This window comes from Pseudomonas gingeri, from assembly GCF_013386115.1.
Classification (GTDB): domain Bacteria; phylum Pseudomonadota; class Gammaproteobacteria; order Pseudomonadales; family Pseudomonadaceae; genus Aquipseudomonas; species Aquipseudomonas gingeri.
Window position 1 is genome coordinate 25,665 of the sequence record NZ_JACAOR010000015.1, and the last position, 15,804, is coordinate 41,468.

Consider the following 15,804-nt stretch of genomic DNA (forward strand, 5'->3'; position numbering starts at 1 on the left):
CGGAGCGCCCATGCAAGGTCCGCTGGCATCATTGAAGGTTCTGGATTTCTCGACATTGCTCCCGGGGCCATTCGCCTCGTTGCTGCTGGCGGACATGGGCGCCGATGTGCTGCGTATCGAATCGCCCAGCCGCCTGGACCTGCTGCGGGTGCTGCCGCCCCATGACCAGGGCACTTCCGCCGCCCATGCCTACCTCAATCGCAACAAGCGCAGCCTGGCCCTGGACCTGAAGCAGCCCGAGGCCGTGGCGATCGTGCATCAACTGGTGCGCGAGTACGACATCTTGCTGGAGCAGTTCCGTCCCGGGGTCATGGACCGGTTGGGCCTGGGTTATGAAACCCTGAAGACCATCAATCCACGCCTGATCCATGTGGCGATCACCGGCTACGGCCAGACCGGCCCCTACCGCGACCGCGCCGGGCATGATCTCAACTACCTGGCGCTGTCGGGGCTGGCCAGCTACACCGGGCGCCAGGACGCCGGGCCGTTGCCGCTGGCCATGCAGGTGGCGGATGTGGCGGGAGGCTCGCTGCACGGGGTGATCGGTCTGCTGGCGGCGGTGATCGCCCGGCAGCAGACGGGGCTCGGGCAATATGTCGACGTCAGCATGACCGATTGCGCGTTCAGCCTGAATGCCTTGTCCGGCGCCGGTTTCCTGGCCTGTGGCGTGGAGCCCGGACGCGAGGAGCAGATGCTCAATGGCGGCAGTTTCTATGACTACTACCGCAGTCGCGAGGGTCGCTGGTTTGCCGTGGGCAGCCTGGAGCCGAATTTCATGCGCTCGTTATGTACCGCGCTGGGGCGTCCGGAGTTGATTCACCAGGGCTTGTCCTCGGATCCCGTGCAGCAACGCCAGCTCAAGCAGGAGCTGCAGATAGAGTTCGAAAAGCACGACTACGACGCGCTGTGCGCGTTGTTTGCCGCGACCGATGCCTGTGTCGAACCGGTTCTCGGCCTGGCCGAGGCGGTCGGGCATCCGCAGTTGAAGGCCCGTGAAGTGGTGGTCCAGGTGCCCCGCGGCGATGGCGGCAGCCAGGCGCAGATGGCCTGTCCGCTGAAGTTTTCCGAGGGGCTGCCTGAGCCCCGGCATATCGGCGCACGGCTGAGCGAGCATCGCGAAGAGGTATTGCGAGAGCTGGGCTACAGCCCGGAGCGGATTGCCCAACTGTGCGCCTCGGGTGTGATTGGCTGAGCACGATTGCAGGCGCCGGTGTACGTCCCCGGCTTACTCGGTGCGGGTCTCGCCGGTGAACACCAGCGTATGTCGGCAACGCCGGCACAGGTAGCGTCGGCCCTGGCTCACCAGTCGATGGCGCTGGGCCGAGAACGGGAAGTCGCTGTCGGCACAGGGGCAGCGATAGATGTAGCGTGTCACGTTGCGCCGCTGGACTTCATAGGTATGGCAACGGTTGGGCGGCAGCTCATAGACCCCGCGCATGATCAGTTGCCATTCCTCGCCATGGGGCTGGATGCGTTCGCCGAACAGTTGGTGGGCGATCAGGTGCGCGACTTCGTGAGGCACGGTCTGGCGCAGGAAGTCTTCGCTGTTCTCCCGGTACAGTTGCGGATTGAAGCGCAGCAGGTTTTCGTGCAGGTGCGCGACACCGGCTTTCTGGCCGCGCAGCTTGAGGCTGACGATCGGGCGTTTGAAAGGTCGTTTGAAAAAGGATTCGGCTTGTTGGAAACAGTCTTCGACGCGGGTGTTGAGTTGCTCGGGCATGCTGTACGTCTCTCCAGAGACGTCGAGTATGCCGCAAACCCCGGCGATTCCGAATCCGTCAGGCGCCGAATGGTCATGCCGGAATAAAGAGGCCGCCTTGCGGCGGCCCGTGTCGGCAGGTTTCTGGTTATCAGTTGGTGTAGACCGGGCCGACTCCCAGGCCCCAGACAATCACGGTGAAGGCCATGATCGCCACCAGTACGACCAGCCCAACGGCCAGTACCGAACTGGAGAACAGGAAACCTTCATCCGAAGGTATGTTCATGAACGTCGGCAAGCCGACATACAGCAGGTAGACGGTGTAGCAGATGGCGGCCGTGCCGACGATCATGCCCAGCCACATATGCGGATAGAGCGCCGCCAGGCCGCCGACGAACAGGGGCGTGGCGGTGTAGGTGGCGAAGGCCACGCAGCGCGCCAGGCTGGGGTTGGCATCGTAGGTGCGGGCCATCCAGTGAATGAAGGCACCCATCACCGCCACACCGCCGAGCATGGCGATATAGGACATGAGGGTCATCCAGATCGCGCTTTCCTGGGTCAGCATGACCGGCGCCCGGTTGCCGATGACCCAGCCGACCTGTGTGGTGCCGATAAAGGCTGAAACCGCCGGGATCGCGGCAAGGATCAGGGTGTGGGTGAGGTACATGTGGCCGATGCTTTCCTCGGCGTCGCCACGGATTTCCCGCCATTCCTGATCAGGGTGTGTGAACAGTCCCACGACGTGATGGATCATGTCAGTCACTCCTTTTGTTATTACCGTCGCCCCCCAGCGGAGCGCCTACCGGCCAAGAGGCCAAAGTAATCAGAGGTCTGGATATGTCTGCGACCTTATGTCGCAGTATAGAGAGCGCTGAGGCCAATAAATCCGGGGCTTTAGAGCAAATCGCACTGTCGGTTGCGATTGTAATCGCGTTGTAGCATTTGCATCGGGCGGCAGCCGACAAGGCCCGCTCCCGCAGCACAGAGTCTTCGCCCGCGGCGGGTTTATGCGTAAAATAGCCGCCTTTTCGACACACCTCGCGGATTTCAAGGGCTATGGGCACTCTTTCGGTCAATCAGAACAAACTGCAGAAACGCCTTCGCCGGCAGGCGGGGGAGGCGGTCGCCGACTTCAACATGATCGAGAACGGTGACAAGGTCATGGTCTGCCTGTCCGGCGGCAAGGACAGCTACACCATGCTCGACGTTCTGATGCACCTGCAGAAAGTGGCGCCGATCAAGTTCGACATCGTCGCCGTGAACATGGACCAGAAGCAGCCCGGCTTCCCCGAGCACGTGTTGCCCGCCTACCTGAAAGAGCTGGGTGTGGAATACCACATCGTCGAGAAGGACACCTACTCGGTGGTCAAGGAGCTGGTGCCGGAAGGCAAGACCACCTGCTCGCTGTGCTCGCGTCTGCGCCGTGGCACCCTGTATACCTTCGCCGACGAGATCGGGGCGACCAAGATGGCCCTGGGTCACCACCGTGACGATATCGTCGAGACCTTCTTCCTCAATATGTTCTACAACGGCTCCCTCAAGGCCATGCCGCCCAAGCTGCGGGCCGATGACGGGCGTAACGTGGTGATCCGGCCGCTGGCGTACTGCAGCGAGAAGGACATCCAGGCCTACTCGGACTTCAAGCAGTTCCCGATCATTCCGTGCAACCTCTGCGGTTCCCAGGAAAACCTGCAACGCCAGGTGGTCAAGGAGATGTTGCAGGAGTGGGAGCGCAAGACCCCGGGCCGCACCGAGAGCATTTTCCGCGGCTTGCAGAATGTCATCCCTTCGCAACTGGCTGACCGCAACCTGTTCGATTTCACCAACCTGCGTATCGACGAAACGGCGGCCTCGCGCTTCGTCAATGTCGTGAATCTCTGAAGGAAGCGGCATGCGCGACTACAAATGGCTGCACGAGTACTGCCTGAACCGCTTCGGTTCGGCGGCGGCCCTGGAGGCCGAGCTGCCCGAGCCGTGCACGGCGGCGCAACTGCGCCGGTTCGGTGATGACCGCTATCTGTCGATGATTGCCCTGCGGGTTTTCCGCGCCGGTCTCAAGCACAGCCTGGTGGATGCCAAGTGGCCGGTGTTCGAGCAGGTGTTCTTCGGTTTCGATCCGGAGAAAGTGGTGCTGATGGGCGCCGAACACCTGGAGCGGCTGATGCAGGATGCGCGGATCATCCGCCACCTGGGCAAGCTCAAGAGCGTGCCGCGCAATGCGCAGATGGTGCTGGACGTGGCGAAGGAGAAGGGCAGTTTCGGCAACCTGATCGCCGACTGGCCGGTGACCGAGATCACCGGGTTGTGGAAATACCTCGCCAAGCACGGCCATCAACTGGGCGGGCTGTCGGCTCCGCGCCTGCTGCGGATGGTCGGCAAGGACACCTTCGTGCCGAGTTATGACGTGGTGGCGGCGCTCAATGCGCAGAAGATCGTCGACAAGGTGCCGACCAGCCTGCGCGACCTGGCGATCGTCCAGGATGCCTTCAACCAGTGGCATGCCGAGAGCGGGCGGCCGATGTGCCAGCTGTCGATGATGCTGGCGTTTACCGTCAACTATTGAACATGCAGCGCAGGGGCCGCCGAGCCGGTTCCTGCCGGTGTTGCCGGCGGCTCAGGCGGCGGATCGCTCCGCCGCCTGCGCCACCAGCCACTCCATCAGTTCTCGCAATTGCGGTGCCGTTCCGGCCCGCTCCGGATAGACCAGGTAGTAGGCCTGCCCGGTACGCACGCGCAAATCGAACGGCATGACCAGCCGCCCGGCACTCAGGTCCTCGCCGATCAACGCCCAATCGCCAATGGCCACGCCAGTGCCCTGGGATGCCACGCTCATCGCCAGGTCCAGGGTGTCGAAATGCTGTCCCTTGCTGATATTGCTGACCCGCGCCCCGGCCATCTTGAGCCAGGCCTCCCAGTCCCGCTGGTCGCGCGTGGGATGCAGGAGCATGTGCCGCTCGAGGTCGGCCAGGTTGTTCAAGGGGACCGGGCCATTCATCAGTTGCGGCGAACAAACCGGCGTCAGTTGCTCGTCGAACAGATGGTGATAGGCCACCGAAGGACCCGGCACCGCGCCATAGACCACGGCGGCATCGAACTCTTCCCGACGGAAATCCACGGCGTGCTGCACCGTGGTGGTCAGCTCCACGGGCACGTCCGGGCGCTCCTTCTGCCATTGCAACAGGCGTGGCAGCAGCCAGCGCATCATGCAGGTCGGGGCCTTGAGTTGCAGGGCCTCGCGGCGGGCACCGACCTGATCCACCGCCTCGTCGATCAGGTTGAACACCTGCTGGATCCGTGGAAACAGCTCGCGACCCTGGGCGGTCAAGCTCAGGCCGCGGGCCTGGCGCTGGAACAGCGCATAGCCCAGGTGACTTTCCAGCCCGGCGATCTGCCGGCTCACCGCCCCCTGGGTGATGTGCAGCAGCTCGGCCGCGCGGGTGAAGTTGCAGCACTGGGCGGTGACCAGGAAGGTATGCAGAGCGGGCAGCGGTGGTGGACGTTTCATGGTGGGGCAGCTCAGGCATGACGACAGGACATGCCTAGTATGACTATTTTTGCCTTGTGCCCGCCATTGGCCAAACGCTCCAATAACCCTATCGCCGTGCTTATCGACAGCATGGCTTATACGAACAAGAAGGGTGGAATTGATGGCGACGTGCGGTGAAGTACTGGTCAAGTTACTGGAAGGCTACGGGGTCGAGCAGGTGTTCGGCATTCCCGGTGTGCATACAGTCGAGTTATATCGCGGCCTGGCGTCGTCGAGTATCGAGCACGTCACCCCGCGCCATGAACAGGGCGCTGGCTTCATGGCCGACGGCTATGCCCGTACCAGCGGCAAGCCCGGTGTGTGCTTTATCATCACCGGCCCCGGCATGACCAATATCACCACGGCCATGGGCCAGGCCTATGCCGATTCGATCCCGATGCTGGTGATTTCCAGTGTCCAGTCGCGCAATCAACTGGGCGGCGGGCGTGGCAAGCTGCACGAGCTGCCGAACCAGGGCACGCTGGTGGCGGGTGTCGCGGCGTTCTCCCATACGCTGATGTCGGCGGCCGAGCTGCCGGCGGTGCTGGCCCGGGCTTTCGCCCTGTTCCAGGCCGGGCGGCCGCGTCCGGTGCATATCGAGATTCCCCTCGATGTGCTGGTGGAAAACGCCGATGCCTTGCTCGATAGCCAGCCGGTGCGGATTACCCCGGCCGGCGCTGCCCCCGCGGCGGTCGCGCAAATGGCCGGGTTGCTGGCCAAGGCCCGCCGTCCGCTGATCCTTGCCGGCGGCGGCGCCATCGATGCGGCGGCGGCGCTGACCCGGCTGGCGGAGCGGCTGGAAGCCCCGGTGGCGCTGACCATCAATGCCAAGGGCATGTTGCCGTCGCGTCATCCGTTGCTGATCGGTTCGACCCAGTCCATGGTCGCCACCCGCGCCCTGGTGGCGGATGCCGATGTGGTCCTGGCCATCGGCACGGAACTGGCGGAAACCGACTACGACATCACCTTTGCCGGCGGCTTCGAGATTCCCGGCACCCTGCTGCGTGTCGATATCGACCCGGACCAGGCCGTGCGCAACTATCCGCCCAAGGTCGCGCTGGTGTCCGACGCGCGGACAGCGGCCGAGGCGCTGCTTGCGGCTGTCGAAGGCCAGGTGCTGGCCGAGCGTCAGGGCGATTGGGGCGCCAAGCGTGCCGCCGGGTTGCGCGCCGACCTGGACGCGCTGTGGGATGCACCGACCCGCGCCCAGACGCAATTCCTCAACACCGTTCTCGACGTGCTGCCCGAGGCGGTGCTGGTGGGTGACTCGACCCAGCCGGTGTATACCGGCAACCTGACCCTGAACCCCGAGCACCCGCGCCGCTGGTTCAACTCGTCCACCGGCTACGGCACCCTCGGCTATGCCCTGCCGGCTGCCATCGGCGCCTGGCTGGGCGGCGCCAGCGACCGCGGCCAGCGGCCGCCAGTGGTGTGCCTGATCGGCGACGGCGGCTTGCAGTTCACCCTGTCGGAACTGGCCTGCGCGGTAGAAGCGCGAACGCCGATCATCGTACTGCTGTGGAATAACCAGGGCTACGAAGAGATCAAGAAATACATGGTCAATCGCGCCATCACGCCTGTCGGCGTGGATATCTATACCCCGGACTTTATCGGCGTGGCGCGGGCCCTGGGCTGTGCGGCCGAGGCCGTCTCCGGAGTCGAGACCCTGCGTACCGCCCTGGAGCTCGCCGCGGATCGCCAGGGCCCCACCCTGATCGAAGTCGACCAGCGTCTGTGGATGGAAGGAGCGGCCTGGTGATGAAGGCGCAAATGAATCAGGACGGTCTCTACATCGATGGCCAGTGGCGTTCCGGCAGTGAGCAGCTACGGGTGATCAACCCGGCCACCGAGGCGTTGCTCGGCAGTGTTTCCGGCGGTGACGGGCAGGCGGTGGAGCAGGCGGTGAGCGCGGCGAGCCGGGCGTTTGCCGGTTGGTCGGCGACGAGCGGGGCACAGCGTGGCGCCGTGTTGCGCAGGATTGCCGACGGCGTGCGCGAGCGCCGCGAAACCCTGATCCACCTGCAGTCGAGCAACAACGGCAAACCGCTGTTCGAGGCCGCCATCGATGTCGACGATGTGATTGCCACCTTCGAATACTACGCGGGTCTGGCCGAGACGCTCGACGGCCAGCAGGACAAGACGGTCGAGCTGCCCAGCGACGCCTTTGCCGCCCGTGTGCGCCGTGAGCCGTGTGGGGTGGTGGGACTGATCGTGCCGTGGAATTTCCCGATGGTCACCACCGCCTGGAAGCTGGCCCCGGCCCTGGCCGCCGGCTGCTGCGTGGTGCTCAAGCCATCGGAGGTCACGCCGCTGCCGGAACTGGAACTGGCCGCGATCATCGCCGACAGCGGTGTGCCGGCCGGAGTGTTCAACCTGGTCTGCGGCACCGGCCTGGCCGTCGGCGCGCCGTTGGCGGCCGACCCGCGGGTGGCGAAGATTTCCTTTACCGGCAGCAATGCGGTGGGGGTCCAGGTGATGCAGCGGGCAGCGGAAACCGTGAAGGGCGTCAGCCTGGAACTGGGCGGCAAATCCGCGTTGCTGGTGATGGCCGATGCGGATCTCGATCTCGCGGTGGAACTCGCCAGCGGCGGCGGCTTCTTCAATGCCGGGCAGATGTGTTCGGCCACCAGCCGGGTGCTGGTGGCGGAGGAGATCGCCGATGAGTTCCTGCTGCGCCTGACCGCGCGGGCCAACGCCATTCGCGTGGCGGACCCGTTCGACCCCGAGGTGGAAATGGGCGCGCTGGTCAACCAGGCGCAGTACCAGCGCGTGCTGGGTCATATCGACCGTGGCCTGAGTGTCGGCGCGCGGCTGGTCTGTGGTGGTGGGCGTCCGCCCGAGCTGACACGCGGCTATTTTTTACGGCCGACGATCTTCACTGAAGTGCCCCTGGACAGTGCGTTGTGGCGCGAGGAGATTTTCGGCCCGGTGCTCTGTGTGCGCAGTTTCAGCAGCGAGGCCGAGGCGCTGGCGTTGGCCAACGACAGTGAGTTCGGCCTGGTGGCCAGCGTGGTCAGCAGCCATGACGAAACCGCGCAGCGGGTCGCCAATGCCTTGCAGGCCGGGCTGGTGTGGATCAACGCACCGCAGGTGATTTTCCCGCAGACCGCCTGGGGCGGCTACAAGCAGAGCAGCCTCGGTCGCGAGCTGGGGCCCTGGGGGCTGCAGGCCTTCCAGGAGATCAAGCACGTGATTCGCGCCGTATAAAACAGGGCGGCGCATGCCTCGAAATGAGGCATGCGCCGGGCGCATGGCTTCAATGACAAACTTTCGATTGTTGCCGGTTCCGGGCGACCTCAGGATGAACCCGCCGACTCAGCTACGACCCACGGTCTACGGGGGCTTCAGCGAGATCGAAGACCGGCGGAACGCGTTGCGACCGACCTCATACCTAAAAGAATAAAGGGAGTCCGAAATGGGCCAGCACGACCTGAACAGAAGGCAGTTCATCAAGACCGTGGGCGTCGCCTCGGTGGCCGCGGCCGCCATGAGCATGCCGTTTATCCGGGCCAATGCCAGCGACACCCGCTTCCAGGGCAAGACCCTGAAGCTGCTGACCTGGTCCGATGACACCGGCCTTGCCGCACTGCGCAATATCGCCGCGACCTTCGAGGCCAAGACCGGCGCCAAGGTCATCGCCGACCGCACCGGCAGTACCTCGGAAATGGTCGCCAAGCTCAAGGCCGGCGGGGATCGTCCGCAGTACGACATCATCACCCTGGCCGGTGTCGGCGCCGAAGGCCTGGCCGCCGCCGGGCTCCTGGAAAAGCCCGACCTGAACCGCATTCCCAACCTGGTCGACGTGCCGGAAAAGTACCGCACCGGGGCCAACGGCCACGGCATCGGCTACCTGCTCTGGTGCAACAGCCTGGTCTACAGCACCCGCACCGTGAAGGAGGCGCCGGACAGCTACGCGGCGCTGTGGGACAAGGACTTCGCCAGCAACCTGTTCCTGCCGCCGCCGAACTGGACCGAGGCCATGGACCTGATCATCATCGCCGCCAAGCTGGCCGGTGGTGACGAGCACAATATCGAGCCGGGCTTCAAGAAGCTCGCCGAGCTCAAGGACCGCGTGGTCACCCTCGGGGAGAACCCCAACCAGATCGCCGAGCTGTTCCGCACCGGCTCGCTGGACCTGGGCGGCCTGTATGCCCCGGCGTTCTTTCCGAAGCAGATCCGCGATCCGGCCTATGGCCTGGGCGCGACGTTCGGCATGAAGGAAGGCTTCTACACCGACCTGATGCTTTCGGTGATGCCGAAGAACCGCCCCGGCGATACCGACCTGGCCTACGCCTTTATCGACCATTCGCTCGACCCGCTGGTACAGGGCAAGATGGCCGAAGACATCTTCAACGGTCCGGTCAACGCCAAGGCGATCATTTCCGCCGAGGCACGCAAGAGCCCGTACATCCTGACGCCGGAACAGATCGCCGAGAAAGCCATCATGCACGACAACGCCTTCCTGGCGACGGTGCATGACCAGTGGATCCGCCGGTATACGGAAATCTTTTCGTCCTGAAGTGCAGGCGCAGGAGGCTTGAAACTTTCGGGCAGGTCTTGAACCTGTCGCGAAACCTGTGGGAGCCGGCTTGCTGGCGATAGCGGTGTATCAGGCGACAAGGATGTTGGCCGTCAGATCGCCATGGCCAGTAAGCCGGCTCCTGCAGGGACCGTGTCAATCCTGGCGATCGACGTTGTCCGCCAAGCCTCTGCCTTGTTGATGATTTCTCTCTGTCGAGACTCTTTCTATGGAACACCAACCTCTGACCCGGCCGGTCGGCGTGGCTTTGTCGCGCCCTCGAACGGGGATCTCGCCCACCGCCCGGGCCTGGCTTTTCCTCTCGCCGTCGATGCTGTTTCTCGCCGTGCTGATTCTCGCCAGCCTGCTGGTGCTACGGATGAGCGTCGGCACCAAGGGGGCCGAATGGACCGGCTTCAGCCTCGCCAGCTACGCGCAACTGCTGGAACCCTACTACCTCAAGTCGCTGCTGCTGACCTTGCGCCTGGCGCTGTTCAGCGCCGTGATCGCGGTGCTGCTGGCGATTCCCGTGGCCTACACCATGTCGCGCCTGACCTCGCCGTTCGTGCGGCGGATCTTCCTCGCCGCCGTGCTCCTGCCACTGCTGGTCAACCTGCTGCTGCAAAGTTATGGCTGGCTGGTGATCCTCGGTCCCGGCGGCATGCTCAACCAGGCGCTGATGGGCCTTGGCCTGATCAAGCGCCCGATCATGCTGCTGTACAACCAGAACGGCGTGTTGATGGGCCTGGTGCAGACCGCCTTCCCCCTCGCGGTATTGCCGATCGCCAGCGCCATGCGCGGTGTCGCGCGCACCTATGAAGAGGCCGCCGCGACCCTCGGCGCGAGCCGCTTGCAGGTGTTTCGCCAGGTCGTCCTGCCCATGAGCCTGCCGGGCATCATCACCGGCGCGACCCTGGTGTTCGCCTACAACGCCAGCAGTTTCGTCGTGCCCCTGCTGCTGGGCGGCCGGCGCGTGCCGATGCTGGCGGTGATGGTCCATGACCAGATCGCCCCGCTGATGAACTGGCCGGCGGCCTCGGCGGCCGGTGTCGTGCTGATCATCACCACTCTGGCGATCATGACCCTGTCCGAATACGTCACCGGCCGTCGACGCCGGATGCTGGAGTCCTGCCAATGAGCCTGTCGTCGTCCAAGCGCCTGTCGATCCTGCCGGGGGAGACCGGGCGTTTCGCCGGGATTCTTTCGGGAATCATCCTGCTGCTGGCGGTCCTGCCGATCCTGACCATGATCGTCATGTCCTTCAGCGGCGCCTCGAACCTCGACTTCCCGCCCAGCAGCTACAGCCTGCAATGGTATCGCGCGGCCTGGCACACCATTGTCTCGCCGGATGCCAGCGATGTGCTGAGCCTGGGCAAGGCGATGACCACCAGCCTGCTGGTGGCCTGCCTGACCATGGTGCTTGCCACCCTGGTGGCGGTGCCCGCCGCCTATGCGCTGGTGCGCTGCGAATTTCGCGGCAAGGCCGTGGCGCTGCAACTGATGTCGCTGCCCCTGGTGTTTCCGATGGTGGTGCTGGGACTGGCGTTGCTGCTGGTGTTCGACAGCCTGCCGTTCCAGATGAGCTTCTCGCGGCTGGTCATCGCCCACGTGATCCTGGCCTTGCCCTTCGTGGTGAAGAACTGCACGGCGGCCATGCTTTCCATCGGCAGCGAGGTCGAGGAGGCTGCGCAGATGCTGGGCGCTTCACCGCAGCGGGCGATCCTCGATGTGGTGGTGCCGTTGATGAAGTCGGGGATTCTCGCCGGGATGCTGCTGGCGTTCATCGTCTCGTTCAACGAATTCACCGTGACCTATTTCCTTTACACCATCGACGTGATGACCGTGCCGATCTGGATGTACAGCCGCACCGTCTCGTCCCTCGACCCGACTGTTTTCTCCTTTGCCGTGCTGATCGTGCTGATCGACTTCGTCCTGATCTGGGCGTTGGAGAAGCTGGTGGGCGAGGGCGGCGTTTCCTTCTGATTTCTTGAGGTGAGCAACATGACTGGACTGATTCTGGAAAACGTCGAAAAGTACTACGGCACGGCCTGTGCGGTGAAGGACGTCAATCTGCATCTGCCCGAAGGCAAGCTGGTGTGTTTCCTCGGCCCTTCGGGATGCGGCAAGACCACCTTGCTGCGGATGATCGCGGGCCTGGAAACCCTCAGCGCCGGCGAGATCCGCCTGGACGGCGAGGACATCGGCCAGACGCCGGCGCACCTGCGCAACTTCGGCATGGTGTTCCAGTCCCTGGCGCTGTTTCCCCATATGACCGTGGGCGAGAACATCGCCTATCCGCTGAAACTGCGCGGGGTCGCCAGGGACGAGCAACAGGCCCGGGTGGTCGAGTTGCTGCAACTGATTCAACTGAGCGAGATGATCGACCGGCCGGTGTCCAAGCTCTCCGGCGGGCAGCGTCAGCGGGTGGCGATTGCCCGTGCGATAGCCGCGCGGCCAAAGATTCTGCTGCTGGATGAACCGCTGTCGGCGCTGGACGCCAAATTGCGCGAATCGATGCAGGTGGAAATCCGCCAACTGCAACAGCGCCTGAACATCACCACCATCATGGTCACCCATGACCAGCGTGAAGCCATGACCATGGCCGATATCGTGGTGGTGCTGGGCGAGCACCGCGTGCAGCAGGTGGGTACGCCTATCGAGATCTATCGGCATCCGGCCAATGAGTTCGTCGCCGACTTTATCGGCTCGGGCAATATCTTCCCGGCCACCGTGCTGGGCGACGGCCGGGTCGGGCTGCCGGGGGGCGAGAGCATCGAGGTGCCGGGCAGTGCCGGGGTGGAGGCCGGGAAGCAGGTGCGGATGCTGGTGCGCCCGGAGGATCTGCAACTGTCCGTGCCCCAGGCGACGCCGGCGAGCAATTGCCTGCTCGGCACCGTGACCTTCGTGCGGGATATCGGTTCGACCATTGAAACCATCGTCGAGTGTTCCGGCGTGTCGTTCACGGCGCTGAACACGCCATGCCAGGGGATCGGCCTGGACGTGGGGCACAGGGTCTCGCTGACGATTCCGGCCGAGGCCTGTCGGATGCTCGGGTCCGGCGCCTAGACGCTCTGGCGCAGCCGCGCCAGGTCGCGCAGGGGCGGCGCGCCGAACAGCCGGCTGTATTCGCGGCTGAATTGCGAGGGGCTTTCATAACCCACCCGGTAACCCGCCGCGGAGGCGTCCAGCCCTTCGGCCAGCATCAGCCGCCGTGCTTCCTGCAGCCGCAATTGCTTCTGGTATTGCAGCGGGCTCATGGCGGTCATGGCCTTGAACCGGTGGTGCAGGGTCGACACGCTCAGGTTGGCTTCCCGCGCCAGGTCGTCGATCCGCAGCGGCTGCTCGAAATTGCCGTTCAACCACTTGATCGCCTGGTTCACCCGGTGCCCCTGGCTGTTGGCGATGGCTATTTCGTACAGGCGATAACCCTGCGGGCTGCGCAGCAGGCGATAGAGGATCTCCCGACGGATCAGCGGCGCGAGCATGGGGATATCCTTCGGCGTGTCGATCAGCCGGGTCAGGCGCAGCAGGGCGTCGAACATCTGGGTGTCGACCCGCTCGACATACAGGCCGAGCCCGGTCGGTCGGGTGGGCACGCCCATGGGCCCGGCCTCGGCGATCAGCGCGCTGATTTCGTTGGGGTCGATGTCCAGGCGCAATGCCAGCAACGGCATCTGCGGCGAGGCATTCAGGACCCGACCGCTCATCGGCATGGAAACCGATATCACCATGTAATTCAGTGGGTCGTAGATGAAGTGGTCGTCACCCAGGCGGACTTCCTTGCGGCCCTGGGCCATGATGCACAGCGCCGGTTGCGCCAGCACCGGATTGAAATCGTAGGGGTGATTGTGCCGGCCCAGTACCAGGGAGCCGACGGCGGTCTGGTAGCTACCGTCCTCATCGGTGTGGCGACGGATGATATCGGCCAGTTCCAGGCGCTGTTTCTCCATCTCCGGGGGGATAGCTTCTTGCGGATGTACGGACAACGACATGGAGAATCCCCTCGAGAGTGTCACTTTCAACGGTTCATAGCTTAAGTTTGGGCAAGTCGGACCGCCAGCCGAATCCTGCCCAATTCTTGCCTGATCCTGCCTTGATCCCCTGTGACAGTCTGATGACTGGCCGGCGAGAGGGGCGAACTTGCTTAAAACTCTGAAACGCCGGACGCCGCTGGCACGCACGCTTGGCCTGGCCAATAGCGCGCTCCGACAGGATTGTGCAATAACCCGACAGGAATCGACTAACGACCTCTCGCCTGAAGCCTTAATCTCTGCTCCTGTCGCCGTCAGTCCGGCGGTTGATGGAGCGAGTACAACCTTCTCTTCGGGAGAGCCGAGCATGTCCAAGCATATCCCCGTCAGTCACATGGCCTTTGTTCGCGCACGTCCAGGGCGTTCCGCCGAGCTGGGTTCGCGTCTGAGCAGCCTGATCGAACCTTCCCGCCAGGCACCCGGTTGCCTGCAGTTTTCCCTGCAACACTCCCTGGCCGATGCCGACCTCTGGCTGGTGTCCGGTTTCTGGATCAACCAACCGGCGATGACCGCCTATTTCAATACCCCGGCGATGCAGATCTTTGCCGAGCTGGTGCAGGACCTGGTGGTCAACAGCTTCGACTTCCACACCTTCAGCGATGTGTCCGCCGCCCGTGCCCAGTGCGATTTTCATCTGTCCAGCGCAGGTTCCCTGCAGAAGTTGGCCAGCTGAAGGACGCACGAAAATCCTGCTTAATTTTGGCGGCACCTATCGCCCCATGCTGCCTTGCCGCTCCTCGCCATAACGGGCTCTGACTCGTCCCGGTGCCTTGCCCGAGAACTACAGGCACTCGCCAAAACATGAGCGTATTTGCGAGGCAGGGGAATAGAATACCGGCCGATCAATTGGCCGGGACAGACAGGCATGGCACGTAAAGAGTTTGCACAGTTCGAAGCAGTTTCAGCAGCAGTTCGCGGTGAGGCCGGTTATAGCGCAGCCATTGCGGTAAAGGCCCTGGGCGGTTTCGATGCCCCGCGTTTCCACAAAATCCTTGAAGACCAGACGTTCAAGACGGCTCTCGAAGCCGACCAGGCCGCCGAGCAGGCATTGGCGCGGCTGATCGACGTCGATGCCGAGGGCGGGTTGTCCTGGTAAGCGTTTCCCGGGCGATCACTTCGCCACTTGCGGGCGATACATCTTGAACAGGGACTCCGGGCCCAACTGGAAATAGTCCGCCGGACCGCCGCCACGCAGGATTGGTTCGGCGGCGGCGGTGTCGTAGATACCGTCCTTGAGCAGGTGCCGGGCGATATGCACGGCAACCACTTCACCGAGAATCAGCCAGCTGGGCACCAGGGCCTGGTCGGCGCGTTGCAACTGGATGATCTGGGTCACCTTGCATTCGAAGGAGACCGGGCTTTCCAGCACCCGCGGCACGCGAATGATCTTCGAGGCGGCGGGCGTCAGGCCGGCCAGTTCGAACTCGTTGACCGCAGCCGGCACGGCGGCACAGCTCTGGTTCATTGCCTCGGCCAGTGGGCGGGTGGCGAGGTTCCAGGCGAATTCGCCGGTCTGTTCGATATTGTTCAGGCTGTCTTTGCGGCCGACGCTGGAGAAACCGATGATCGGCGGGATGTAGTTGAAGGCGTTGAAGAAGCTGTAGGGCGCCAGGTTCAGGCGGCCTTCGGCGTCCTGCGACGAAATCCAGCCGATGGGGCGCGGGCCGACGATAGCGTTGAACGGGTCGTGAGGCAGGCCGTGGCCGTTGGCGGGTTCGTAATAGTGGATATCGTCGGACATGGTTCGAGGGTTCCGCGGGCTGGGTGGAGGTCGATAGTGTGCTTGGCATCGAGAGCAAATGCGATAGCTCACGCATCATGGATCGTTCCTGTGCGCAGCAAAGCAGCCAGTGACGCAGAGCGTCCTGAGAGACATTCCCATGCGGAGCCTGGGAACGATCAGTATTTTCCTTTCCCCCAGAAACGACTAAGCCCGGCCGAAGCCGGGCTGTGATGCCACCGGGATCAATCAGCTGATGGCAGCAGCGCCAGGGGTCTTGTCGTAGCCGTCAGCGGCGACAGCATTGGC

General features: G+C 63.8%; 16 protein-coding genes. 11 read left to right on the forward strand and 5 right to left on the reverse strand.

The features are described 5' to 3' along the window. Positions 1-10: 10 nt before the first annotated feature. Positions 11-1,192, forward strand: a complete 1,182-nt coding sequence (locus HX881_RS29625; protein WP_177088133.1) for a CaiB/BaiF CoA transferase family protein — start codon at positions 11-13, stop codon at positions 1,190-1,192. A gap of 33 nt (positions 1,193-1,225) precedes the next feature. On the opposite strand, the gene HX881_RS29630 is transcribed toward HX881_RS29625, so the two are convergent. Beyond that, a complete protein-coding gene (locus HX881_RS29630) occupies positions 1,226-1,720 on the reverse strand; it encodes a SprT family zinc-dependent metalloprotease (protein ID WP_017124011.1) in 495 nt (164 codons plus the stop codon). A gap of 130 nt (positions 1,721-1,850) precedes the next feature. Beyond that, complete coding sequence (locus tag HX881_RS29635; RefSeq protein ID WP_017124010.1) at positions 1,851-2,453, reverse strand: Yip1 family protein; 603 nt, start codon at positions 2,451-2,453, stop codon at positions 1,851-1,853. Positions 2,454-2,755: 302 nt separating this feature from the next. Here HX881_RS29635 and ttcA point away from each other — a divergent pair, with 302 nt between their 5' ends. Together ttcA and HX881_RS29645 are read left to right on the forward strand one after the other, a co-directional pair. After that, complete coding sequence (gene ttcA / locus HX881_RS29640; protein WP_177088135.1) at positions 2,756-3,580, forward strand: tRNA 2-thiocytidine(32) synthetase TtcA; 825 nt, start codon at positions 2,756-2,758, stop codon at positions 3,578-3,580. 10 nt (positions 3,581-3,590) lie between these two features. Beyond that, a complete protein-coding gene (locus HX881_RS29645) occupies positions 3,591-4,262 on the forward strand; it encodes a DNA-3-methyladenine glycosylase I (RefSeq protein WP_177088137.1) in 672 nt (223 codons plus the stop codon). A gap of 51 nt (positions 4,263-4,313) precedes the next feature. Here HX881_RS29645 and HX881_RS29650 read toward each other — a convergent pair whose 3' ends face one another. Then, on the reverse strand, positions 4,314-5,204 hold the full coding sequence (locus HX881_RS29650; protein WP_177088139.1) for a LysR substrate-binding domain-containing protein: 891 nt from the start codon (positions 5,202-5,204) through the stop codon (positions 4,314-4,316). 142 nt (positions 5,205-5,346) lie between these two features. Between HX881_RS29650 and HX881_RS29655 the strand changes: the two genes are divergently transcribed. From HX881_RS29655 to HX881_RS29680, 6 genes are all read left to right on the forward strand, one after another. Then, positions 5,347-6,984: a 5-guanidino-2-oxopentanoate decarboxylase gene (locus HX881_RS29655; RefSeq protein ID WP_177088141.1), complete on the forward strand. Its 1,638-nt coding sequence runs from the start codon at positions 5,347-5,349 to the stop codon at positions 6,982-6,984. Continuing rightward, on the forward strand, positions 6,984-8,432 hold the full coding sequence (locus tag HX881_RS29660) for an aldehyde dehydrogenase family protein (RefSeq protein ID WP_177088142.1): 1,449 nt from the start codon (positions 6,984-6,986) through the stop codon (positions 8,430-8,432). The genes HX881_RS29655 and HX881_RS29660 overlap by 1 nt, the downstream gene beginning before the upstream one ends. Positions 8,433-8,640: 208 nt before the next feature. Continuing rightward, entirely contained in the window at positions 8,641-9,744 is a 1,104-nt protein-coding gene (locus tag HX881_RS29665; protein WP_017124004.1) for an ABC transporter substrate-binding protein, read from the forward strand. 229 nt (positions 9,745-9,973) lie between these two features. Beyond that, a complete protein-coding gene (locus HX881_RS29670; RefSeq protein WP_042934493.1) occupies positions 9,974-10,882 on the forward strand; it encodes an ABC transporter permease in 909 nt (302 codons plus the stop codon). Beyond that, on the forward strand, positions 10,879-11,727 hold the full coding sequence (locus tag HX881_RS29675) for an ABC transporter permease (protein WP_103032688.1): 849 nt from the start codon (positions 10,879-10,881) through the stop codon (positions 11,725-11,727). The genes HX881_RS29670 and HX881_RS29675 overlap by 4 nt, the downstream gene beginning before the upstream one ends. Positions 11,728-11,745: 18 nt before the next feature. Then, positions 11,746-12,810 (forward strand): ABC transporter ATP-binding protein, encoded by a 1,065-nt coding sequence (locus HX881_RS29680; RefSeq protein ID WP_177088143.1) that lies wholly within the window; start codon positions 11,746-11,748, stop codon positions 12,808-12,810. Here HX881_RS29680 and HX881_RS29685 read toward each other — a convergent pair. Continuing rightward, on the reverse strand, positions 12,807-13,736 hold the full coding sequence (locus tag HX881_RS29685; protein WP_042934492.1) for an AraC family transcriptional regulator: 930 nt from the start codon (positions 13,734-13,736) through the stop codon (positions 12,807-12,809). The genes HX881_RS29680 and HX881_RS29685 overlap by 4 nt on opposite strands. 346 nt (positions 13,737-14,082) lie before the next feature. On the opposite strand from HX881_RS29685, the gene HX881_RS29690 reads away from it, so the two are divergent. Both HX881_RS29690 and HX881_RS29695 read left to right on the forward strand, forming a co-directional pair. Continuing rightward, positions 14,083-14,448 (forward strand): antibiotic biosynthesis monooxygenase family protein, encoded by a 366-nt coding sequence (locus HX881_RS29690; protein ID WP_017123999.1) that lies wholly within the window; start codon positions 14,083-14,085, stop codon positions 14,446-14,448. Between the two features lie 192 nt (positions 14,449-14,640). Continuing rightward, entirely contained in the window at positions 14,641-14,871 is a 231-nt protein-coding gene (locus HX881_RS29695) for a hypothetical protein (protein WP_017123998.1), read from the forward strand. Positions 14,872-14,886: 15 nt separating this feature from the next. Here the strand turns inward: HX881_RS29695 and HX881_RS29700 are convergent, their stop codons facing one another. Further along, a complete protein-coding gene (locus HX881_RS29700; RefSeq protein WP_017123997.1) occupies positions 14,887-15,516 on the reverse strand; it encodes a flavin reductase family protein in 630 nt (209 codons plus the stop codon). Positions 15,517-15,804: the final 288 nt, after the last annotated feature.